Source organism: Symmachiella macrocystis, assembly GCF_007860075.1.
GTDB lineage: Bacteria > Planctomycetota > Planctomycetia > Planctomycetales > Planctomycetaceae > Symmachiella > Symmachiella macrocystis.
This window is the reverse complement of the sequence record NZ_SJPP01000002.1, coordinates 423,498-446,913: the sequence shown is the minus strand read 5'-3', so window position 1 is coordinate 446,913 and position 23,416 is coordinate 423,498. Positions and strand designations below refer to the sequence as shown.

Annotated in this window: 19 protein-coding genes and 2 pseudogenes; 11 read left to right on the top strand and 10 right to left on the bottom strand. The window is 54.0% G+C overall.

Annotated elements, in window-relative coordinates; genetic code table 11:
• Positions 1 to 54 precede the first annotated feature (54 nt).
• Entirely contained in the window at positions 55 to 732 is a 678-nt protein-coding gene (locus tag CA54_RS19810) for a haloacid dehalogenase type II (RefSeq protein WP_197532638.1), read from the top strand.
• Positions 733 to 835: 103 nt separating this feature from the next.
• Here the strand turns inward: CA54_RS19810 and CA54_RS19805 are convergent, their stop codons facing one another.
• The 6 genes from CA54_RS19805 to CA54_RS29510 form a co-directional block, all read right to left on the bottom strand.
• Complete coding sequence (locus CA54_RS19805; RefSeq protein WP_146372728.1) at positions 836 to 1,192, bottom strand: YciI family protein; 357 nt, start codon at positions 1,190 to 1,192, stop codon at positions 836 to 838.
• Between the two features lies 1 nt (position 1,193).
• The gene (locus CA54_RS19800; RefSeq protein WP_146372727.1) at positions 1,194 to 1,514 is read right to left on the bottom strand and encodes a hypothetical protein; all 321 of its coding nucleotides are present in this window, start codon (positions 1,512 to 1,514) and stop codon (positions 1,194 to 1,196) included.
• Positions 1,515 to 1,535: 21 nt separating this feature from the next.
• On the bottom strand, positions 1,536 to 1,940 hold the full coding sequence (locus tag CA54_RS19795) for a DoxX family protein (protein WP_146372726.1): 405 nt from the start codon (positions 1,938 to 1,940) through the stop codon (positions 1,536 to 1,538).
• Entirely contained in the window at positions 1,937 to 2,428 is a 492-nt protein-coding gene (locus tag CA54_RS19790; RefSeq protein WP_146372725.1) for a VOC family protein, read from the bottom strand. Before CA54_RS19790 ends, CA54_RS19795 begins: the two co-directional genes overlap by 4 nt.
• A 155-nt stretch (positions 2,429 to 2,583) precedes the next feature.
• The gene (locus CA54_RS19785) at positions 2,584 to 3,429 is read right to left on the bottom strand and encodes a YciI family protein (protein ID WP_146372724.1); all 846 of its coding nucleotides are present in this window, start codon (positions 3,427 to 3,429) and stop codon (positions 2,584 to 2,586) included.
• A gap of 126 nt (positions 3,430 to 3,555) precedes the next feature.
• Positions 3,556 to 4,461, bottom strand: coding sequence for a YciI family protein (locus CA54_RS29510; RefSeq protein ID WP_197532637.1), 906 nt, complete (start codon positions 4,459 to 4,461; stop codon positions 3,556 to 3,558).
• A 149-nt stretch (positions 4,462 to 4,610) separates the two neighbouring features.
• Between CA54_RS29510 and CA54_RS30230 the strand changes: the two are divergent.
• Positions 4,611 to 4,760 (top strand): annotated as a pseudogene (locus CA54_RS30230) (DUF4256 domain-containing protein); the annotation flags it as partial.
• 140 nt (positions 4,761 to 4,900) lie between these two features.
• On the opposite strand, the gene CA54_RS19770 reads toward CA54_RS30230, so the two are convergent.
• Positions 4,901 to 6,157 (bottom strand): RNA polymerase sigma factor, encoded by a 1,257-nt coding sequence (locus CA54_RS19770; RefSeq protein WP_146372723.1) that lies wholly within the window; start codon positions 6,155 to 6,157, stop codon positions 4,901 to 4,903.
• Positions 6,158 to 6,320: 163 nt separating this feature from the next.
• Positions 6,321 to 7,064 carry an RraA family protein gene (locus CA54_RS19765; RefSeq protein ID WP_146372722.1) on the bottom strand — a complete coding sequence of 248 codons (744 nt, stop codon included), beginning with the start codon at positions 7,062 to 7,064 and terminating at the stop codon, positions 6,321 to 6,323.
• Positions 7,065 to 7,161: 97 nt separating this feature from the next.
• Here CA54_RS19765 and CA54_RS19760 point away from each other — a divergent pair, with 97 nt between their 5' ends.
• The 4 genes from CA54_RS19760 to CA54_RS19745 all read left to right on the top strand — a co-directional run bounded on the left by CA54_RS19760 (position 7,162) and on the right by CA54_RS19745 (position 13,983).
• On the top strand, positions 7,162 to 7,872 hold the full coding sequence (locus CA54_RS19760; protein WP_315851726.1) for a FadR/GntR family transcriptional regulator: 711 nt from the start codon (positions 7,162 to 7,164) through the stop codon (positions 7,870 to 7,872).
• A 112-nt stretch (positions 7,873 to 7,984) separates the two neighbouring features.
• Positions 7,985 to 9,523: a hypothetical protein gene (locus CA54_RS19755; protein WP_146372720.1), complete on the top strand. Its 1,539-nt coding sequence runs from the start codon at positions 7,985 to 7,987 to the stop codon at positions 9,521 to 9,523.
• Between the two features lie 69 nt (positions 9,524 to 9,592).
• Positions 9,593 to 12,148 carry an alpha/beta hydrolase fold domain-containing protein gene (locus tag CA54_RS19750; protein ID WP_146372719.1) on the top strand — a complete coding sequence of 852 codons (2,556 nt, stop codon included), beginning with the start codon at positions 9,593 to 9,595 and terminating at the stop codon, positions 12,146 to 12,148.
• A 68-nt stretch (positions 12,149 to 12,216) separates the two neighbouring features.
• Positions 12,217 to 13,983, top strand: coding sequence for a phosphate ABC transporter substrate-binding protein (locus CA54_RS19745; protein WP_197532636.1), 1,767 nt, complete (start codon positions 12,217 to 12,219; stop codon positions 13,981 to 13,983).
• A gap of 290 nt (positions 13,984 to 14,273) precedes the next feature.
• On the opposite strand, the gene CA54_RS19740 is transcribed toward CA54_RS19745, so the two are convergent.
• Complete coding sequence (locus CA54_RS19740) at positions 14,274 to 15,065, bottom strand: ZIP family metal transporter (protein WP_146372718.1); 792 nt, start codon at positions 15,063 to 15,065, stop codon at positions 14,274 to 14,276.
• Positions 15,066 to 15,542: 477 nt separating this feature from the next.
• On the opposite strand from CA54_RS19740, the pseudogene CA54_RS30225 reads away from it, so the two are divergent.
• The 5 genes and pseudogenes from CA54_RS30225 to CA54_RS19715 all read left to right on the top strand — a co-directional run bounded on the left by CA54_RS30225 (position 15,543) and on the right by CA54_RS19715 (position 21,441).
• Positions 15,543 to 16,108 (top strand): annotated as a pseudogene (locus tag CA54_RS30225) (ECF-type sigma factor).
• 87 nt (positions 16,109 to 16,195) lie between these two features.
• The gene (locus CA54_RS19730) at positions 16,196 to 19,732 is read left to right on the top strand and encodes a protein kinase domain-containing protein (RefSeq protein ID WP_146372717.1); all 3,537 of its coding nucleotides are present in this window, start codon (positions 16,196 to 16,198) and stop codon (positions 19,730 to 19,732) included.
• Between the two features lie 244 nt (positions 19,733 to 19,976).
• A complete protein-coding gene (locus tag CA54_RS19725; RefSeq protein ID WP_146372716.1) occupies positions 19,977 to 20,243 on the top strand; it encodes a hypothetical protein in 267 nt (88 codons plus the stop codon).
• A gap of 1 nt (position 20,244) precedes the next feature.
• Positions 20,245 to 21,006: a TFIIB-type zinc ribbon-containing protein gene (locus CA54_RS19720; RefSeq protein ID WP_146372715.1), complete on the top strand. Its 762-nt coding sequence runs from the start codon at positions 20,245 to 20,247 to the stop codon at positions 21,004 to 21,006.
• A gap of 171 nt (positions 21,007 to 21,177) precedes the next feature.
• Positions 21,178 to 21,441, top strand: coding sequence for a hypothetical protein (locus CA54_RS19715; RefSeq protein ID WP_146372714.1), 264 nt, complete (start codon positions 21,178 to 21,180; stop codon positions 21,439 to 21,441).
• Positions 21,442 to 21,819: 378 nt separating this feature from the next.
• Here the strand turns inward: CA54_RS19715 and CA54_RS19710 are convergent, their stop codons facing one another.
• Positions 21,820 to 23,331: a DUF1501 domain-containing protein gene (locus CA54_RS19710; protein ID WP_146372713.1), complete on the bottom strand. Its 1,512-nt coding sequence runs from the start codon at positions 23,329 to 23,331 to the stop codon at positions 21,820 to 21,822.
• Between the last annotated feature and the right edge of the window lie 85 nt (positions 23,332 to 23,416).

Genomic DNA, 23,416 nt, shown 5'->3' with positions numbered 1-23,416 from the left:
GGGAACAACATCACTGCGCAAGAGACCAGCCCCAACCCCCCATCGGAGAAGCCTATGCCGCGCCCCAAAATCATAGTCTGCGACGTGAATGAGACCTTACTAGATCTTGCTCCGTTGAAGAAGTCTGTCGGCAAAGCGTTGAACGGGCGGGAAGACCTATTGCCGCTGTGGTTCTCGACGATGCTCCACTATTCATTGGTGGAAACGCTGAGTGATAACTACCACAGCTTTGGAGAAATCGGCACAGCGGCATTGATGATGGTCGCCAAGACGCAAGGGATTGATCTTGAATACGAAGAGGCAAAAGCAGCGATCGTGACGCCACTGCGATCACTGCCTCCGCATCCCGATGTCGTCGAAGGGCTCAAAGCACTCAAACAGAACGGGTATCGACTGGTTAGTTTGACCAATTCCTCAGCCGTGGGAGTGGAAACTCAGTTTAAGAACGCGGGGCTTATCGATTTGTTCGAGAAACGCTATAGCATCGACAGTCTCAAGAAGTTCAAGCCACACCCCGACACTTACCGCATGGTTCTCAACGACCTCGACGTCCAACCCGAAGAAGTCCTGATGGTCGCCGCCCACGCCTGGGATTTGGCCGGTGCCGAAAACGTGGGACTACAGACGGCTTTTGTAAAACGCCCGGGAAAGACACTTTATCCAAATGTGCCCAAACCAGATTACGTGGTAAGTGATCTCAAGGAGCTTGTGCGCGTCCTTAAAAATCAGTGACCCATCGGAACCGGACCGAAGTCGTCGAGAGGAGAGCGCAGTGGTCGCTTCGGTTATCCTTGACTCATTCCGACACGCTGCTTTTTTCCACGAGGGGCCATGCTCATCCTTCCGAAAGAACAGGCAACGGAAATAGAGGGCGAATTTCCACGGTCCCTTTCTTTGCGGGCGGAAGACGTGCTGCGATGGCGATGGCTTCGTCCAGATTCTCGACATCGATCAGATAGTAGCCACCGAGTTGCTCGGTGGTTTCCGCAAACGGGCCGTCTGTGACCTGTCGTTTCCCTTCGCGAACCTGAACGCTGGTCGCCGTGGTGACAGGATGCAGCGGATTTGATGAGATCAATTTGCCTTGCGTCTCAAGCTCATTGCTAATGCCCATCGACTCAATCATGCATTCCTTGCGTTCCTCTTCGGTCCAGCAATCTTCAGCTCCGTAAATCAGCAGCATGTATTTCATGTTATTTACTTTCTTTGTGGTTAGTATCCGGCGTCGTCGATGTACGAAAGTCGAGTCCAAGGGCCATAAGCCCGCTTCGTAATGACTTGACCGCTTTGGGCCCCATGCCATGTAATGCAGACAATTCCTCAAGCGAAATGCTTGTCAATTGATCAAGCGAAGTAAACCCGGCAGAAAACAAGGCTCGAAGCGCTGGACGTGCGATTCCTTTGGGGAAGTTTGGCCTAATCGTGTCAGTCTGAGCATCGCTACTGTTTCTTACTTTGGGATTACTGGTAATTGGACAGTCGCTTTTGTTGGGTGAGCGTTTGCGATTGCTCATACGTTTCTTCCCTTACAGTCATTAACGACCTTCATCGATTTCGCTACTTGTGCTGCTACTGAAGGCGAGGCGGAATACGTCAGGTTGACGCAATCCTAGAGCGATCCAAGCCACCACACCGATGATGATTGGGATCAAGAACGCTTCACCCGCGCGGACGTGCGTTGCCGTCGCGCCGCCCAAGTAGGCTGCAAGCAAAATCGCCGCGACGAATGCGGTCCGTGGAATCAAAAACAGCACAGCGATGGCAACTTCGACAATGCCGATCTTCACCATTACCTCTTCGCTCCATCCCATCTTGGCAAACATTTCTGACTTGCCTTCCCACTCCGTAAACTTGCCCGATGCACTGGCGAATATCAAAAACAGGGAAATGAGAAGACTCAACACCCATCCCGTTATTCGCAGTTTCTTTGACCCATTCATAATGATCCCTCGTAGGCTTGCTTTAGTTTCGCCACATCAAGTTTCACCATCTGCTGCATTGCCTGCATCACACGACGGGACTTTTCAGCGTCAGTGTCATTGACCAGTTCGAAGAACTCTTCAGGCACGATCTGCCAACGCATCCCATATTTGTCGTTGAGCCAACCGCACATCACCGGTTTTCCACCATCCGCGATGAGTGCATCCCAGTAGCGATCAACTTCCGCTTGGTCCTTACAACAAACTGAGAGCGACACACGGTCATTGAATGGTTCGTTCGGGCCGCCGTTGAGAGCCTGATACCGCTGACCGGCTATTTCAAATTCGATGACAACGACATCGCCCGCCTTGCCGCCCGGCCAAGCATCATGGTTCACCATTTTGTGGTGGATTTTGGAATCATCAAAAATTGACACGTAAAATTGCGCCGCTTCTTCGGCATTGCCGTCAAACCACAGGCAGGGAGTGATGGTTTGTGTTTTCGTCATTGTTGTTGCACCTGTCGCTAGGATTGGAATTGACCACGAAAAAAGCGAAACGCACGAAAAAATGCTGTGGTATGTTTCGTTTCAGGTCTTTTTTTGTGGTTTGACAATTGTGGTTGTAGGCAAGAACCGCACTCGGTTATTTCTGTGAACTCAATTCAATTCGGTTCGCCCGGCACCATCACCATCCAGCCGACGCCGAATTTATCCGTCACCATGCCGTATCGTGGAGACCAGAAGGTTTTGTCGAGCGGCATGTCCACGGTTCCCCCTGCGGCGAGAGCTGCGAAGGCGCGATTGCATTCCTCTTCCGTCGACACGGACAATGCGAGGCGAAAGCCCTCAAAGTTCGTCCCGTCGCCGCACCCGTCGGAGGCCATCAGCATCATTTTTCCGATGTTGAACGAAGCGTGCATAACCTTATTCTCGAAACCCGGCTGAAGCATGTCTTCAGGGACGGGATCAGGACTTTCATGAAAACGCATCAGCATGGTGACGGTCGCACCGAGCGATTCTTTATAAAAATCGAGTGCTTCTTCGCAGCGACCTGAAAAGAACAGATAGGGCTGAAGGATGCTGGATTGCATCGCGATTGTTTGCCGCAGACCTTCTTCGTGGGCTGCCGCCGTTCCCTCGGGATCAGATTCGTCGAAGTCTTCCATCTCGAAGAGCGGACGGATCTCGATGTCCGATTCTTCCTGCATGGGGTTCGGGCATTTCTTGACCCATTCCACGGCCTGCTCCATCGAGTCAACCTGCCAGAGCCAATAACCGGCGATCAACTCCTTGGTTTCCGCAAATGGGCCATCGGTCACGGTTCGGCTCTGACCACGAAACGTGACGCGTTTGCCCTCGGAACTCGGCTTCAAACCATCGCCTGCCTGCATGATCCCGGCTGTGACGAGTTTCTCGTTGAATTGCCCCATTGCCTGCAGCAATTCCGCACTAGGCATTTCCCCCGCTTCCGAACTTGCCGATGCTTTTACGATGACCATGACCTTCATGTTGTTGACTCCTGCTTTCACGGTTAAAAGTCTTCTCAATCGGTGTTTGAAGCGGAATTCACCAAGTCCAGGCGGCTTCGCTACACCAAGTAGTCGAATCAGCAATTCGCAAATCGACAACTCGGTTCAGAAAATGTCATTATTTTTGAAACCCGCTGCACGCCGCCACTGCATGATTTGGCCAAGATGATAGGACTCATGTGACGCCAGCAGATAAATGGCAATGCGTCCGATTGTGGGCGCGAACTCCCGCAATTTCTCTGGTGTGGCGCGTGAGAAATATTCGGTATGCTTCGCTCTCACGGCGGTATCGACTAGTTCATGCCGCTGTCTCAAAGTTGCCAGAAGTTTGGACTGGGAAGCGTAGTGAGAGCGATCGGTGACCGGAATCGAGCCATAACCATATTTCTGGTTTTCCTCTTCAGCGGAATCTCCCTCAGTTTCATCCAGAAGGCTTAGTAGAAAGCCGAGCGAGGCGTTCAGATGGCTGAGCGTCCATGCCGGATGATTGACGACTCCACCGAGTTGCTCCGCGAGTCGCTCGTCAGGAATGTCTGCAACCGCGTCTTCGAGCCATGTCAAATGGTCGCGGAATACGCCCAGCATCAGATCAATTGCAGGATCGTCACACTCCCCGTTTTGTTCCCTGACGACATTCGCTCCGCGAGCCGCAATGAGGGCATTGACCTCGGCATCAGCTGGACGAATCTCGAACGGCCCGACTTTCACGCCGGGATGCTGAGACATCAACGCAATGGCATGAGTCAAATCGCGAGCTTCGAGTAACAGAATCCCCCCCAGCAGCTCCTTGGTTTCGGCATACGGTCCATCTGTCACATCTACTGCGCCGTTTTTAATTCGCAGTGTCACGGCGTTTTCAGCGGTCTGCAGCGCCTCGCCACCGATAAAATGCCCACCGCGCCGCAATTCGTCGTCGTAGTCTAAGCACGTCTCCATCATCTGTCGGCCTTCCGCTTCGGAAAGTTCTGCGTACTGGTCCGGGTCATAGAATCCCAAGCAAACAAATTTCATCAGTTTTCCCCTAGTATTGATGCATTTTCCCGCGGCCAAAGCCGTGCTGGTTTCAGATTGTTACTAATTAGTCGAATGGAAGTTGATCAGATCGACAGCAAATGAATAATATCCAAAAAGTTTTCATTGTCGGCCTCTGTGGCCAGTAGGCCCGCATTGAGAAGAACGCAAACCGGCATCTGGGGATCAAGTGGTCGAAAGTGCAAGACAGGCTGGGGGCTCATCCCCTAAAGCTGTGGTCGCTCCATGAGATGGAGAGCACGGGCGGCGAACCCGATGTTGTTGGTCATCATAAACAGAGCGCAGTCTGACGATGCCGCTAGAGCGTTCCGCGACTCGTTAAGAATTTTGAGTCGCAGGCACCCCCCCGCCATGACCAATTGCTTCATCAACAAGCCGTGGATGTCTGCCCCGAGCAACTTGCTGCCGGTAACGATTGCTACGTGCTCTCGAGTTCCTTGATCTTGCAGCTTAGAAAGCGTCGTTCCGGTTCTTGCCGCGTCAATGCTATGGATTGCTCAAACGCGGCGCGTGCATCGTCATGCCTTTTAAGTCGTCGCAGCAGTTCGCCGCGTGCCGAATGCGCAAGATAGTAGTCCGCCAGTTCGCCGCGCTGAAGAATCGCATCTATCAACTGCAGTCCCGATTCAGGGCCGTCTCGCATTGCCACGGCGACGGCGCGATTCAATTCAACCACAGGCGAGGGTTCCGCGCGAACTAATATGTCGTACAGCGCGACAATCTGCGACCAATCCGTTTCCGTTGCAGTCGCGGCGTCTGAGTGTACCGCTGAAATAGCCGCTTGAATCGTATAGGAACCGATCCGGCGAGTGGCCATCGCCTGCTCAACGAGTTGTTTTCCCTCGTCGATCAGTTCCCGATCCCAACGGCTGCGGTCCTGGTCTTCAAGCAGCACGATATCGCCGTCAGGAGTCGTGCGCGCCGAGCATCGCGATTCGTGCAACAGCATCAACGCCAGCAGTCCCATGGCCTCCGCATCCGGGAGCAATTCAAGTAGCAACCGCGCCAGGCGAATCGCCTCTGCGGAGAGATCCCTCCGCGCCACCGTGTCGCCTGCGGAGGAAGAGTATCCCTCATTGAAAACGAGATAGATCACGGCCAACACAGAATCGAGTCGTTCCGGCAGATCGGTGAGTGAGGGAATTACATAGGGAATGCCCGCGTCACGAATTTTTGCTTTGCCCCGCACGATCCGCTGCGCCATTGTAGGCGGGGAGACAAGAAACGCCGCCGCAATCTCTTCGGTCGTCAAGCCGCAGACTTCGCGAAGCGTGAGCGGCACCTGGACCTTCGGGTCAATCGCGGGATGGCAGCAGGTGAAAATCAAACGTAGACGATCGTCCTCGATATCAGACTGAGCCAATGCCTGATTTTCCTCAGTCACTGCTTGAAGTCGGGCCAGCAATTCCGGTTGTGCTTCAGTGAACCGACTTCGTCGACGAATGGCATCTATTGCTTTATGGCGAGCCGTGCTCACCAACCACGAATAGGGGTTCGCTGGAACGCCATCAATCGGCCACCGCTGCAATGCAATCGTAAATGCCTCGTGCAGCATTTCTTCGGCCAAGTCGAAGTCACGAATTAATCGAACGAGAGTCGCAAAAACGCGTCGAGAGACACGGCGGTAAATCTCGCCGAAATGATCCGCTTCGTTTGGGGAGTGATCCTGGGGCATGAGGGGGCCAGTTAGAACGCACGTTTCCGAAAATCCAACTCTTCAGCATCTTACCGAAACCACACAGCGGAAGAAATGATCCGTCAGCCGAACGTGATGGCGTGAGTTGGCTGCAGAACAATTGCGGGTGATCGAATACGATCATTGCGACTAGCTCCTTGCTCTAACGCATGCGCACTAAGTCGGCTTTGAGCTTGCTAAGAGACTGACCCATCTCAGCGATAGCCTGTTGGTGGTCCGAGATATCCGTGTTGCCGCCACGCAGCGGGTCGAGCACGACTGCTTCATGCTTGAGGTACTCGGAACACGCATAGGGCACGAGGTGAGCGATTTCTAGCGGAATGGTTGTTACCCCGTTGTGATCACCATGTAGTAAATCGCCGGGGTGGATTGTTACACCCCCGACATGAACAGGCACGTCGACTGATTCGATATGACAATGGCCGTGACCGCACACCGCGCCATGACTGAAACAGGGGAAATCGAGTGCGCGCACGTTGTCCAGATCACGAGCTGCCCCAGATGTGATGAGACCCACAGCTCCGAACGTTTTGTACGTCAGGCACATGCCGTCCCCGAATGTTGCGCCCGCAGGGGGATCGTCGAGATCCTGAAACACCACGATGGTTGGTGTCGAATGACCCGCCAGGATTTCGAGCAGTTGGACGGCAGGATGGGGATCTCCCTCTCGTCGTCGAGACGGTTCGGCTGAACGAAACGTGGCGGTCGCCGCATAGCCAACCATCGCCGGCAGGTCCGGAAAACAAGCAGCAATGCGACGGTCCATGTAACCGGCAGTCGGCGAGCGAACATCAAACAGTTCAATCGCGTTGCAAATCGTGGGGGTGTCGAATCTTGCCAGTTCAGCGAGGTTTGGCGACTGCGGCGATTCAGTGACTGAGTTCATCGTGAATTTTCCAGTGGATATGATTGACGTCGGTCAATCCACTAAATACTATTTACATGCGTATCTGTAGTCAATCAAACTCATAAACCGTTGTTAAATGGTATCAATGTCCGCAGCCGTCAAAATTCAGGAAACACAGTCTGTTGACCTGGCAGATCGTCTCCGCGAGCGCATTCAGTCGTCGGGGCTCGCCGATGGCGAGTTGTTCATGACGGAATCGGAGCTGGCTGAGGAGTACGGCGTCTCCCGTACTGTGGCACGCGAGGCGGTGGGGAGGTTGGCTGCGATTGGGTTGTTGGAGGGGCGCAAGAGTAAAGGGCTGGTCGTGCGACGCCCGGATCCACTGCGATTACTTGAACTTGGTTTGCCATCGCTGATCGATTCACAGCAGGACCTTTCCGAACTGGCCATGTTGCGCTATGTGTTGGAAATGGGTGCCGTCGAACCGGCGGTGCGGAATGGGACGGATGAGCAGGTGCAGCGACTCAGCGAACTCGCAGTGGAGATGGAGGAAGCGATTCGCAACGGGAAGAGCCAACAGGTTCCGGAGATTGACATCGCCTTTCATTCCGTACTACTCGGGATGACCGGTTCGACATTGGTGTCCGGGATGCAGCGTGTTTTGGTTCGCTTTTTCGCATCGAGTCGCGATGTCGTCCCCGACGAAGCCACTGCGAGGCGAGTGATCTGGGAGCACCAAGAGCTTGCCGCTGCGGTCCGTGACCGCGATGCCAATCAGGCGCGCGCCATGTTGCACCTGCAAGCGCGGGACTGGTTGAAATGTCAGAAAGCACATGAAGCAAGTTGATGTGCGATCATGACCAAAATGTTGCTCCAAAATCTGACCAACCCTATATCCGCAATTCGATAATTATGGGCGTTTCGGCCTGCTACCAATTTGTCCCCTGTAGAAAGATATCATGAAGCTCCGAATCATCCTGGTCATTCTGGCTATGGTCTTGACCGCACGACCTCCGCAAAGCGACGCCGCAGACCGCGTGCTGTTTGCGTTCGATGATCACAGCATTCCGTGGCGTCACAACCTGAAAGTGGCGCTGGTTCAGGCAGACAAGCATCCGGACAATCCGATTCTTCGTCGCGGACCTGAAGGGGCACCGGATCATGGCCATGCGATTCTCTATGGTACCGTATTGAAAGACGGTGATACGTTTCGCATGTGGTATCTCGGCATGATTCAAACCAAGATTGAGAAAGGCCAAGCTCCTGGGTATTGGCGACCGATGTGTTACGCCGAGAGCAAAGATGGCGTGCATTGGACAAAGCTTGAACTGGGATTAGTTGAATTCAACGGCAACAAAAAGAACAACATCTGTCGTATCGACGGACCAGTCCATTCGATGACGTTGGTGAATGACTTTCTCTCTGTGCTGTACGAACCGGATGATCCTGATCCCAGTCGCCGATACAAAGTTGCCTACATTGCTCACATGCCTTACGAAGAAATTAAGGGGGGCATGAGTCAAATTGGTCGCAAAGAAAAACGCATTTGCGCAACCATCTGCGCGACCAGTGCTGATGGTTTGAGTTGGACGGTTGTGGGAGATCGTCCCGCCAATGCGGGCGGCGAACGATTCGAAGTTTCGTCGCTGTATCGCTTCGGAGATTTCTACTATTCGACCGGCCAACTTCTCTCGCCGTGGACATGGCGTCCGGACGGCTCAAAAACAGGTCGCAATGTGTTGGCTTTCCGGTCAGCGGATTTCAAGACTTGGTCTCCCGCATCCGCTCATGCATACTCGCGTCCAGGGCAGCTAACGAATCCACCGGTCGACGGCGAACAGATGCATATGGGGATGGGACTGTGGAATCGCGGCAACGTCATGGTCGGTCTACATGGCATGTGGCAGAACGCCGTCACAAAACCCGAAAAGGGTGAACACTGGAATAAAGGTGTCCGCATCGATCTGGGACTGGTCGTCAGCAACGACGGCGTGCATTTCCGTGAACCGGTCCCCAACTTTAAAGTCATCGCTCGCGGCGAAACGGGTGCCTGGGACGACAAAGCCCTATTGCAGGGACATGCTTTCGTGAACGACGGTGACAATACGATGATCTGGTATTCCCACTGGGATACCGATGGCAAAGTCAAGAATATGGAAATCGGATTGGCGACGCTGCGCCGAGACGGTTTCGGGTACCTGTCGCCTCAGGAAAGTGACAACGATGCCGAGTTCATCACCGATTTTTTCGAAGTCGCCCAGAACGAGAAAATTTCTCTGAACGTCTCCGGCGTCACGGCAGATGCACCCTTGACGGTTGAACTGCTGGATCACCGAGCGCAGCCAATACCAGGATACTCAGCAAAGATCACCAACAGCGGACTCCGCGTTCCCGTGTCGTGGTCGCAGGCTGTACTTGCCAATCAGAAACGTGCGTTGCGTGTTCGCTACCCCGTCGGCAGCCCGGCTCGCGTCTATGCGGTATACCTTTCTGAATAGCAGTCATAACCGCTGAACAAATTCGCACGTTTGAAAATCGAACTTCGTAAATATAGAGGCAGCCCGAACATGATCATCTGCGACTCCACAGAAACAACTCGATTTGCCCGTTGGCTGTTGCTGGGAAGCCTTTGTCTGGCCAGTTGTTTTACTTCATCGGCGACCGTTCAGGCACAGTCGAAACCGAAACCGCAGTCGCATGAGCCGATGCATCGCCTGACATGGGCGGAATATGAAGCGACTTTGCGGTATTGGAAGAAAACTCACCCAAGTTGGGTGACGTTGCAGTCGCGCGGCATCAGCGGTCAGAACATGCCGGTCTATTTGCTGAAGATCACCGATTCCTCAGTGCCCGATACCGACAAACAGATCTGTCTGGTCACCACGTTGCATTGCGGACCCGAACGGTCAGGATCGTCCGGAGCACTATCGCTGGTCGACTGGATGCTAAGCGACGACCCGTTGGCAGCAGAGACGCGCCGCCGACAGATTGTGCTCATCATGCCTGTCGTGAATCCGCTGGCATTGTTTTACACAGATCTTTGGCGCAACGAAAACGGTGTTGAGCCCTATGTGGGAATGGACCGTGACGGCAAGGCTTGGGATGTGAAAAACCTCACGTTTCGCCGGCCGGAGGAAGCTCCCGAAGTCATGGCTGTGCTGTCTGTTGTCGACGAATATCAGCCGGAGGTTCATGTCGACCTTCATGGAGTCGGACTTCAGGAATATGGTCCGGATGAGCTGGGCACGCGCCGCATGTATCAGGGCCAGATCATGACCGAGATCACCGGCAGCGCCTATTCCAATTATGCATTGCGCCCTTGGGATTGGCGGGTGACCGAAGCGATGATCGAAGCGGGCAAAGCAGCCGGATTTCCTTCGGATCGATTTGAAGCAGATGCACAACGTACCTTCTGGGGAAACGAACTGGCGCCACTGGGGAAGAAGCTGTGGCATGGCATGCCCAAGTTCTATACACAACATTATTCATACGCCAAATACCACACCATGATCGCGACTCAAGAAGTGGCGTGGGAACAAAGCATCGTCGAACGAACCAAAGGACTGTTTCGCATCGGCAATCAAGTCTGGAACGACGAACGACAGCCCAGCTATCCTGTCAATCGCATGAAACATTTCGTCGGGCACTTTGTTGCAGCCTACGGGAACACCGCCAGCGAACGCCGCAAAAGCCGCGTGGAGCTGTGGTCAAAGCAAAGCAATCTGGCCCTTGGGTTCATGTATCCTCAGACGATTGGTCGTGAAAGCCTGGTTTGTGCAACGACGGCAGCGGCAAAGCGCGCCGTTGCAGCTAACGGACTTCGCGAACTGCAGATTAACCTGCACGATCTGTTTGGTGAGAACGCGAAAAACATCAGAAAGTTCATCGATGCCGGGCCGGAACTGAAGCTGGCAATGGAAATTCCGAGTGCCCGATTGATGGAAGCCAAGGAGGAGGACGACGTCTCGTTCGAAAACGGCGTCAGCTTCCGCCTACGGCTTCCCTATCGCAAGCCGACTCAGCTTCAGGTGCAGCTCAATGGACAGATCTTGAAGGAAAGCCCCACGGATGGATACGAAAGTTGGTTCGCCGATGGATTTACCCAGGTTCACGTGAATGTTCCTCCGGCCAAGGCTCGTCAAACGGAACTCTACTTCATCACCTGTTCCTACACCCCGGATGAAGTTCGCCGCACTGGCTGGATGCCGCCGGCCGCGGTGCAAAAACAATTGGCCACGGCAACCGCCGATGCCACTCCGGCCAACTTCACCGACCTTTCGTATGGCGAACACTTTCGGCAATCCATGGATGTCTGGCTGGCCGATTCGAAGACACCCACGCCCCTTGTGTTCTATCTGCACGGTGGAGGCTGGGCCGCTCAGGACAAGTCGGACATTCACCAACACCTGGATGTACGCAAGTTATTGGATGCGGGGATCTCCGTTGCTTCGGTGAACTATCGCCTACTGCAGGATGCCAATGCGGCGGATGTGAAGCCACCGGTGCAATGGCCGTTGGAAGACGCTGCGCGGGCACTCCAGTTCGTCCGTTCCCAGGCCGATCGTTGGAACATCGATAAAAAGCGAATTGCAGCCTGCGGAGTCAGCGCGGGTGGATGTTCGTCGCTGTGGCTGGCTCTGCACGACGATATGGCCAAGCCGGATAGTGACGATCCCATTGCCCGCGAATCCACACGGCTGATTTGTGCCGCCGGCAAGGCGCCGCAAACTTCACTCGACCCCCGGCAACTGGTCGAATGGATTCCAAACTCCGAGTACGGCGGTCGAGCATTCGGGTTCTCCGGTCAGTCACGCCCAGAGTCATTCGCACCCTTCCTGGCAGCTCGCGATTCGATCCTCTCGCAGATCCAGCGTTTTTCACCCATCGAGCATGCCGACAAAAACGACCCGCCGCTGTTCATGGAATTTCCCGCTCAAGACGAAGTCCCCGTTGCCGGTGAACGACAATCCGACCCCACGCACTCCGCTGTGTCTGGATTGATGCTGCAGCGAAAGCTAGAGGGACTGGGAGGCAAGGTCGAACTGCGTTACAAGAGCGATGGAAAAACCGGCAGCGCCACGATGCAGGAATTTCTCATGCAGCAGCTACAGTCGAACCAATAACACAGGATCGTTCTCCAGGGAACTGGCTCAAAAATGATACGTTTCATCCAGTAAGGGTAGCGACGAGCATGAGGCTTTTTTTCCGAATCGCAGGACTTCTGGCCCTTCTGTCGAGCGTCGGCATCTGCGACGAGCCGCAGCAGCAGCCCCAACAACAGAAACAAACACCGACCGCTGTTCGTTCAGCTTTAGAACAGGACATCGTTGGCTTGTGGATGATGGGGCAATCACTGTGTGAAGGGGCCGAATCTCTGCCACTTGTGACGGCGACTGACTCCGGTTGGGGCAACTTGATGTTCCAGCGCGGGGTCCGCACCTGGGCCGTGCGTCAGCATTGTTTGGACCCGGAGAAACGGCCCGGCGACCAGTTTCGTTTCGTTCCGCTGGCAGCAACAAAGTCTGGCGGACTAGGCGAAACGATTGCCAATGGAATGGCCGATCATTTGAAGTCTCTCCTGAATGCAACGGCCCCACGAGGCACAGAGAAGCCCACGCAGGGGCCTCACTTTCTTGTGACCTATGCCGGACAGGGTGGACGGATGATCGATGAACTCTCCAGCGTTGATCAGTCAAACGATGCTCGGACTCCGAAAAATCGACAGCATGGCGGCGGTTACTACAAAACCAGTCTCGACGATGCACGCCGCGCTAAGATTCAGGCGGAAGCATTGGGGAAAACATTTTCGATAGCTGCATTGATCTGGATGCAAGGAGAAGCCAATGGGGGGCCCACCGGAGGCATCAACCCCAGTCGCTGGGACCAGGAACTAAATCGCCCCCATGGTCAGGAATGGTACCGCGATCGTCTGATTGACTATCGAAAACAATGGTCGCACGATCTGCAGTTGATCACAGAGCAGGTTCGTGACATCCCCATGTTCACGTACCAAACACAGGGACCGGCGGGCGAAGCTCAATTGTTGGCCGCAGATCGCGACGCTCATATCACCATGGTGGGACCGCACTACATGATTCCCAGCGCCGTCAACAGTCGCTACGCAGACAGGTACGGTGATCCCATTCATATGTCGGCGGACGGCGAACGTTGGTACGGCGAGCAGGTCGCCAAGGTCATTCATCGCGTTCTTATTGAAGGCGAGCCCTGGCAGCCTCTGCGCCCGAGAAAAGCGTGGATTGACTCGGACCGGACCAATATCCGGGTCGAGTTTCAGGTGCCCCGCCCTCCCCTGGTCTTAGATCAAACATTTCTTCCTCGCCAAGAGTATCCGCTGGCCGGTGGATACCATTCACTCTATGGATTCCAAATCCGGGACTCCGCCCGTGCGGTTTTAGGGATTGAAGATGTCAAAGTCGAATCTCCCACGCGCATTCGGATTCAGCTAACGGCCCCCGTGAAAGCCGAGACACGCTGCACGCTGAGCTACGGACTGCCTTATGCCGGTCAAATCGGGAAAATATCCGACATCCGAAAAGGTCCGGTAGTTGCTGAACAAGCAACCACCGAATTGCTGATTGATGGAAACATCGGTCCTCAATTGAAACCACTGATCGCCGCAGGGGCATTCTATGTTTCAAACATGCTGTCCGGCGATGCCCATGCCCGCGCACCGATTCGCTTTGTTCACCAAAAAGAGGGAGTCACCCTGCTCCGCTTCGAGGATCGCGAACTCCGCAACAACACACCCTTTACCGTAGGGCAAACGCTCACCACATTGCGGTCTTTCTCTTACGGAAACCTGAGGGATTCCGATCCGGAGAAGGCAATCTATCGGTTCGCCGACTCAGAGTACGGCACCCGCGCCTGGCAGGCCTATCCTTTGTGGAACTGGTGCGTCCTGTTTAAGCAGCTTCCGATTACAGATAAGATTGAGTGACCACCGGTCCTGACATGATTCCGTTCGCTGACTCTGCAACGGTCATCTGGATGACCGCCTTCCCGCACGGTCGTAATTAACGCGATGCCGGTTGCAACTGGCCAGCCATCGCAGGAATTCGTCTTGGTCTCCGTTGTAAGAGACGTCATGTCGAATATGAACGGGAAGACGTTGGGCTCAACAATGCCGACGTCGGTGATGCCCGTCACCACCGATTGCGCTGACTTTGCGGGCCCAAAGGCGAGGTCGCGTCGGACAGTCGAGTGCCCTCGTGAATCATTCAAAACTGTTTACAGACTGTGGGCTTCGCCGACAATCCACCTTACCGCCGCGGTGATCAGCAGCCCGGCGAGCATCCACAGAAAACAACTGAGTTTGCAGCAGTGCTCGATCAGAGGTGCTCGCTTCAATTCGTGCAGGGTCCCCATATAGAGAAATGCCCCCGCACCAAGCGACAGAACGACGGCTTTAATCAGAAGCGCGTTACCGCTCATGTACTTCCCGGCTAACTCACCTGCCACGATTCCCATAGGCGTGGTCAGTGCGAAACACGTCAGCAGAAGGATCCCCTGTTTTCGCGTCAACGTACTACGGACCGTCGTCAACGCCAAAGCAAAAGCCGCTGTGCCTTTGTGCAAAATTACTGCAATGAAGATCAGAAAAGCCGCAAATCGATCACTGATTCCCAAAGCCGCACCGAGAAAGAATGAAGGCAATGCAATCATTGCAGTCAGCATGATGGGAATGATCGCAGGAGTGCGAACTTCGTCCGGACTGGGAAGCGAGTCATCAGCAAGATGGCTCAGAAGGTGCTCTGTAGCCAGCAAGATTAAGAAAGTGGCAACCGCGATCACGGACGCGACGGGGTACTCGATTCCGGGCAGTGCCTGGTGAAACACCGAATACGCCGACGGCAGCATCATCGTCAACGCAAGAGCCAGGAAAACTCCGGATGTAAACGCTTCCCCCTTCGGGAGTCCGGCGGATTTTCGTGCCGTCATTGGTTGTGCGAACGGTGCGATACCGCCCGCAACAACGCAAAGGAAGATTGCGACAAAGTAAAACCACTTGATTAAAGTCAACTCAGCGAGTCTCCACTCGGGTGATATCCAGATTGAAGTCGCGTTCTCTCCGCAGACGATCCGAAACGAGATTCTGATTGACACCGCAAGCTGCTGCTTTGCATCACGCGATACTGGAGACGTTCTGAAAAGTCATCCGAACGCAGTAGTTGTCGCTGTAGTTTTCTCCTAAGAAATTTTACCCAGATGCAGTAAGGGTTGCAATTGTATACGCAGTGCAAAAGTGTGCCCTCCGGCCAATCGTGCGTGGAGCATCGTCGACGTGCGTGGAATGTACACGAGCAATCGTCAACTCGATGATTGCGCCATCAGATAACTTCTTCCCTCCCATCCGGGAGTTGTTTTTAGTCCATAGTGATCACTAGGGCTTGTTACTAATGCTCGGTTCTTGGGCTCAATGAGGAGAGAAATGTCAATGTCACGCCATTAAAATAGCTCCCGGTATTCAATTCGCATGAAAAAAAACTTGGGAGCCTAATGGGCGACGTTACGCAGATTCTTTCCGACATTGAAAGTGGAGACACCGGCGCGGCTGACAAGTTATTGCCGTTAGTCTACGACGAATTACGCCGATTGGCGGCCGCCAAAATGTCCCATGAAGCGTTCGACCATACATTGCAGCCCACCGCATTAGTGCACGACGCTTATCTGCGGATGGTCGACGTTAAGAATCCACGGAACTGGTCGGGGCGCGGACACTTTTTTCCGCCGCTGCTGAGGCAATGCGTCGGATTTTGATCGATATGACCCGCCGAAAGAAATCGGCAAAACGGGGTGCTGCTTACCAGCGGGTGCAACTAGAACAGCTCACTGTCGAAGGGGGGGCACAAAGTCTCGACATACTGACGCTCGACGAGGCATTGACTTAGTTCGAAGCAATCGATCCGGACAAAGCTGCAGTCGTAAAGCTGCGATTTTTCGGCGGGCTCTCCATGAAGGAGGTAGCAGCTGCCCAGGGTATATCCGACGCAACGGCTTATCCTCATTGGGCTTACGCACGAGCCTGGTTGCTGGGCAAGATCAGCCCCGCTGACGAATTATGAAATTCCTCAATAAAATTGAAATTTGGTGATCGACTCTGAGCATTTTTTACGCATTACTATCCGGCCCATCTCGTAGAAAACCCGCTCATGACTACTCAGCACAAAGCCATCGATGAAATCTTCGCGGAAGCCGTCGATATTGATTCGCCAGAAGAGCGGGCGAAATACTTAGAAGAGGCGTGCGGCGAAAATGTCGAATTGAAACTGAAGGTGGAGCGTTTGGTTTGCTACCATTTCAGCGCTGGCGATTTGATGGAGCAGACGGCCGCCCAATTGCTAGCGGATCAAAATCCCGAATCATCAGTCGACAATTCCGATATTCCAGCGAAGCGCCGATTGGGGGATTTTGAGCTCTTCCGCGAAATCGGCCGCGGTGGCATGGGCGTGGTGTACGAGGCTCATCAAATCTCCTTAAATCGGCACGTGGCACTGAAGGTGTTGCCGTTTACCGCCGTATTGGATCAGCGGCAGCTCGAACGTTTCAAGACCGAAGCCCAGGCGGCCGCCGGGTTGCACCACGGCAATATTGTTCCAGTGTTTCACGTCGGACAAGACCGGGCGGTCCATTACTACGCGATGCAATACATTGAGGGGCAGGATGTCTCTGACTTGATCAAGCAATTACGGCAAATCTCGCAGCAGGACGAGTTAGCTTTACCGGCCACTGAAGATGCCGATTTCAGTCTCGCTTCGAACGTGGCGATGGGACGCTTTGAGCCGGTAGACAAGACCCGAGCGGATGTCCCTTTCGTGGAGGATGATCATGCGAGCGATCAATCCGCACGCCCAGCTTCAAAAGCCGTGGCCGAAACCCGCACGTACGCGGCACTCTCTACAAAAGATGCCGCAAACAAACCGGAATACTTCCGCACGGTCGCTGGTCTGGGTATTCAAGCAGCCGAGGCTTTGGAGTTCGCCCACCAAAACGGCATCCTGCACCGGGATATCAAGCCTTCAAATCTGATGCTGGACGCGAAGGGGAAGCTCTGGATTACCGACTTCGGTCTCGCCCGCATCGACGGTGAAGATGGGCTGACGATGACCGGCGATGTTATGGGGACACTGCGGTATATGAGCCCCGAACAGGCCAGCGGGGACAACGATGCCGTCGATCACCGCAGCGACGTCTATTCACTGGGCGTGACGTTATACGAGATGCTTTCACTGACACCGATCTTCCCGGCGACGGATCGCTATGAATTGTTACAAAAGCGGCTGCAGGACGAACCGGCGTCATTGCGGCAAGTGAATCACCGGATTCCCGCCGACCTGGTAACGATTATTCACAAGGCGATTGCCAAGGAGCCGGCCGGCCGTTACGCAACAGCTCAGGAACTGGCGGACGATCTGCGGAGATATCTGAACGGCGAGCCGATCTTCGCCCGCTGTCCTTCAGTTTTAACGCGGGTATCAAAATGGGCCCAGCGCAATCGCACGTTGGCGTTGTCGTTCGCCGCTGCCTTTCTTGGCGGCATTGTGGCGGCATCTGCGGTCGTGCTGGTCATTCAGAACCGCGACGAGCGTCCAGTTGGGACTGACAACGTTTCTGACCTAGGTTCCGAACTCAATGATGAACACGATACAACGGCCAGGGCGTCATCGAGGATTCCCCCTCTGGAAGCGGAGGCAATCCTATCCGGGTTGATTCCGCATCCTCGAAACATCAGCGGACTTGGCCGGTGGCAGATCATTACGAAGCGGCCCTGCGTCTTCACCAACCACTTCTGGTCGCTGGACATTAGTCCCGATGGACAGTGCGTGGCATTTGGCGAGGGAGACGATGTCCGTGTCTATTCGATACCAGAGTTCGAACTATTACGTATATTCTCCGGTCATTCGAACTCGGTGATCAAAGTTGCCTGGAGTCCCGATGGCTCACATCTTGCTTCGGCGAGTGCGGATAACACTTTGCGATTATGGGAATATGAAACGGGCCTTTCCCGTACCACACTCGTGGGACATCAGGATCGCGTGAACGCCGTGGCTTGGCATCCAAATGGAAAACTCCTTGCCTCTGGCGGCGAAGATACTCAAGTTCGGTTTTGGACCATCGACGGTCGGCCAGGACCAATTCTCACTGGTCACACCGCTGGAATACGCGATGTTTCGTGGAGCCGGCAGGGAGACATGCTGGCATCAGCCAGTAAAGACGGGACAATTCGAATCTGGGATGCACAAGGCAAGAAGAAAAACGTTATCAATTCTAAGTTGCAATTTATGCGCTCAGTTGCCTGGAGTCCCGATGGACAGCAATTGGTTACGACTCACCACGGTGATCATTCGGTGCGGCTATGGGGCATTGATGGCACAGCTGGACCTGTGCTTCGAGGGCATGGCGGTATTGTGACCTCAGCGAGTTGGAGTCCCGATGGAAAAAAACTGCTTTCCTCTAGCTGGGATGGGACGGTACATCTGTGGAATGCCGATGGGACACCCGGGCCCGTGCTCGATGGGCACAATTCTCACGTAGAAAGCGCAGCATGGAGCCCCGACGGTCAATCGATCATCGGGGGTGGTGGGATTGCTGGACTAAGAATTTGGGAGCTGGATGGCAGTCCTGGGACAGTATTGAAGGGACATCCTGCGGTCGGCACTGCGTTGTGGAGTCCGAGCGGTGATCGATTTTCCGTCGCCTTTGGAAATGGTGAATCATCAGCGGTTGAGATCTGGGATGCCGGCGCAACATCGTCACAAAGCCTCAGGGGTTTAGTGAAAGATCCTGGGTCAATTGACTGGAGTCCGAATGGAGAACAATTTGCCCTGGTCGAATGGGGGCAACCTGGGATTCGAATATATAACCGCGATGGGACTGCCGGCTCCATTATCAACACCGGTTATCCAATCTCCCGTGCTTTGTGGAGCCCGAACGGCCGACAAATTGCTGTGAAGATGCGTGAAGCAACCGATTATAAAGCCCGTCAGCAAGTCATTCAGCTGTGGAATCTAGACGGCACTGCGGGCCCTATGTTGCCCCATGAGACGATAATACTTTACGGCATGGCCTGGAATCCGGACGGTGACCAACTTGCAGCGGTTACTTATGAAGGCATTCTCTACATCTGGTCGGTCGACGGTACATCACTAGACCGGCTCGCCATCGGTCCATTGACCGCATCCGTCGCTTGGAAACCGGATGGAACGCAACTCGCCACTGGCAGCGATGATGGAACGATCCGTTTATGGTCGCCAGACGGACATCCCCAGGAATTACTAAAAGGGCACGAAGATCGTGCCAATTCCATCGCTTGGAGTCCCGATAGCCAATGGATCGCCTCAGGGGGACGTGACAGTCACATTCGCCTTTGGACGGCTGCTGGGAAGCAAGTGGCTGTGCTGAAAGGACATCACGGCGACCTGGGAAAGCTTTCGTGGCACCCGGAACATTTACAATTCCTCTCATGTGGAGCGGACGGCACGGTTCGTCTGTGGGATGCGGTGACAATGCAGCCGTTGTGGATATCGAAGGTCATGTCCGATGGCCAATCTCTCAAATTCAGTCCAGACGGGAAACTCCTTTCCGGGGACAACAGTCTGTTCAATCGCGAGTTCGCCTACATCGTTGAAAAACCGAACGGTACGATTGAGATCCTCACGCCGAAAGCGTTTCTAATTCGAACCCAGTAAGAAGCAAACCCTCGGGATCCGCAGGTTGCTGTGTGCTAAACTCAAGGCGTCCGGTGATGTTATTTCTGCGAAATAGCTCCGCACCCGTAGGAACCCTCGCCGTCGTACGCGCGGCTGTTTTCCACAAGTACCCACGAATCACCATGGCGCTCACCTATGGCTAAACTCTTAGCATTTGATAGCTGCCTGCCTGCGTATCAGCGAGTGACGAAGAGAAACTTCTCAAAACACATAAGGCTACGCCATGAACCAGTTCCATGATTTGCTCGTGCTTGCTCAACTCTCTAACCAAATCGGTATCACAAGCGGCGAAATGATATTCATCGCACTTTGTGGCTTTGAACTCATTGGCCTGGCAGTGACATTTGCCAAGGCTGGCAAGCCCTGGTGGGGAACCTTCATTCCGATTTACAAAAATGTTTTTCTGCTTCAGATCGCCCCCAGGATAAAAAGGTCTCGCGAATTGTTCTTGCATCCCCAACTATTGAAACGGATAATCAAAGGGATATGACATGTCTGAGAAGAGGGACAAACGGATGGTTGATCCTCTCTTTACGACACTTTGTCAGCCAATATTCTGTTGTCCGCTCGAAGATATCATGCATTGCCCATCCTGCGGAACTGCGTTGGAACGCTCGTTGTTTCATGGAGTAACCATCGACAATTGCACCAAATGCGACGGAATGTGGTTCGACCCTGACGAACTTCGCACTGCCCTCTACAGGGCGACCTCGCCAGCGGTAGCTGGACAAAAAACAATATCCAGCACAATGCCCCTGCCCTGCCCAAAATGTCTGACTGAGATGCCTGCCGTTGAATACGCTTACCACTCGGGAATCGTGATCAACCGCTGCAGTCGCTGTTTGGGAGCCTGGCTTTCATACAGTCAATTTGATCAGATTACGCAATATCGTGTGGGCACCCTGGCCGTCAATCGACTGGCAGCGAACCACATCGATATCATCAAAGACGCCAACCGATGGCAGTTCGGCCGCGATCTACTCCACTCCCGTTTTCTTTCTAGTTTTGTCGCCGCCCTGTACTTGGTGACCGCGTTCGTTTGGGGCACCCCTGAGATCACGCTGAATTTGGTCCGCTTCTTGCTATTACCACTCGTGTGCATTTGGTACGCAGATGGGCTTGGCAACCTCACTGGCATTTCATTAGGCCTTGGGCGGCCAGTCATCACTGAGAAGACGCCCGGCGACTTTGTTGCAATTGGAGGCTGGCTCTTGATGCTTTGTCCTGCCTTTGTGGCTCTTGTTGCTTGGTAACAGCGGCCAACATGGTTTTTGCACAAGGCCCCATCGGAATCACCTTCTCTCTTTGGCAGCGGACGAACGCGTTGGGACCATGCTTGGCAATTCGGAGTTACTCGCTATGTATACGGCGGTGACGAAAACTTCCCGTGAGTTGGACTAAGTGGATTGGTCAACCCCGTCTAGGTGCCCGAGCATGCCGCCACGCTGCCGCAACTGGCCTCGATCCTCCGCAATCTCGAGCAAACCGATATCGATACCGGTGGTCACTGCCTGGTTGGTGAATGCAGTCTGTTTGGCTTGCACAGTCTCTATAAAGTTCGACTTGGGCGATTCATTGCCTATGGGGCCAAGCACTTCGATGAGCTGATTTCGGGGTACGTAGAACAGTCCCACGTGGAGCGGCCGTACCAAGGATTGGGGAAGTCCAGTTGGTGGGCGAGGCGTTGAGCGTCAAGCAGGCGAACCCGACGGCATCCTTTTCTGAACGCGGCTTGGTTGATTGTTGAGGCATTATGCAGGCTTGTGCAATGGACGCAGTACTCGGCTTGTGAAGCACGAACATCCACAACACTCAATCGTTCATCGATTGTCTGAAATTATTATGATCGTGCCTGATTAGCTCGACTGCTGTCAACGACTCGGTAGTTTAATTCCAGGGTACGAGCAGGCTCTAGAATACACCGGCACCCTTGAAGCCTAAACTCTCCTTCCGACGTAGCGTGAACACGCCCGTAGCTACAGTTGCAACTACAGTTCGCTAACGACCCACATGCGCCATTTCGATTAGTCGACGCTTGCGCTGCAAAAAGGGAGTTATAAAACTTGTCAGCCGTTCAGGATTTCGTGGAGCACGCGGCCGTTGGCGACGAGCGGCATGGGGCGGTCGGCACGGCCAGGAATCGTGGTGTGCTCATCGATGCCGACAAGGTGGTACATCGTGGCCAAGACATCCATTGGGCTGATTGGATTGCTTTGAACATAGGCTGCCTGTGAGTCACTGCTTCCCAGAACTTGCCCCGGATTCAATCCGGCGCCGGAAAGCAGATTACAATAAGCGTTCGACCAATGATCGCGACCCGGTGTCTTAGCACGTTCGATAATTTTTGGAGTGCGGCCATGTTCCGTCAGGACTAAAACCAAGGTTTCATCAAGCAGCCCCCGTTCCTCTAAGTCGATAATCAATGCACTCAGAGCGCTATCCAGGCCGGGCAGCAATTCGTCATTTAGACGCTTATAGAGATTGAAGTGTGTGTCCCATGCCGTGTTGACGACTTTATATTCGTCCCAGAAAATTGAAACAACGCGTCCACCGGCTTCTAACAACCGTCGTCCTGCAAGAACAGCTTGGCCGAACAGGTTCATGCCGTAGCGTTCGCGACGAGACATCGGTTCGCGCGAAATATCGAGTGCTTCGCGAATCTCCTGTGACCGCAATAGTGACCAAGCCATTTGTTGATGACGGCTCAGACTGGCGATGGCTTGCGAATCCTCAAAAGTGCGCTGTTGCGACTCCAGTTGACCTAACAGCGACTTCCGCCTGTTGAGCCGGTCAAGAGTCAGTCCGGGGTGTTGTTGTGCCGCACCGGAAACGGCAAACTTTAATCCTGGTTTTACGCTGACGAACGGGTCCTTCTCTTTCGAATTACTGACACCGAAGATCCCGACACGTTCAACCTCACGTTTAGCCTCTCCATCGAATTCAGTATAAACAGGGTCATATCCCCGACCAAGAAAACCACCATAAGGCCCTGAACGTTGAAACAGGGGATTGAATTTGCTGAACCGAAATGGCAAAGCAAGATTTCGCGGGATCCCAGGTGAGAGTGCGTCCGGCGACCGGCGTTCTGCCAAATAATCCAGAACACTTCCAAAGAAGGGATGATGCCGCGTATCCAACGGGTGCGTCTCACTCTGGAAATCCACGGCAGGATGCCCTGTCAGCGTAAAGACATTTGAGTGATTATTGTTGTCATGCGACATCGATCGAATCAACGTCATGCGGTCCATGATGCGAGCAATTTGGGGGAGATGCTCGCTGATGCGGACGCCGGGGATCGCTGCCTGAATCGCTTTGTGCTCCCCGCGGACTTCAGCAGCGGCGTCTGGTTTGGGATCGAATGTTTCCAGCTGTGAAGCCGCTCCGGCCAGATACAACAGGATGACTCGCTTTGCCTGCCCGAAGGTTGCTGTGTGTGCTGCCGCTTTGGCTTGCGCAGTGGGTTCTCCCAGGAGTTGCGAGAGCGTCAACGCTCCTAGGCCGCAGGAGCCGATGTTCAACACATCACGCCGGTTGAGACCGCGGCATAGTCGCTTTTTCGATCCCAGGATTCTCAACATGAGGAGATGTCCGCTTGATCGGGATGGAGACTTATTTCCGTATCCTACGACGTTATAATATACTTAAATCCATCTCGTTGTGCCA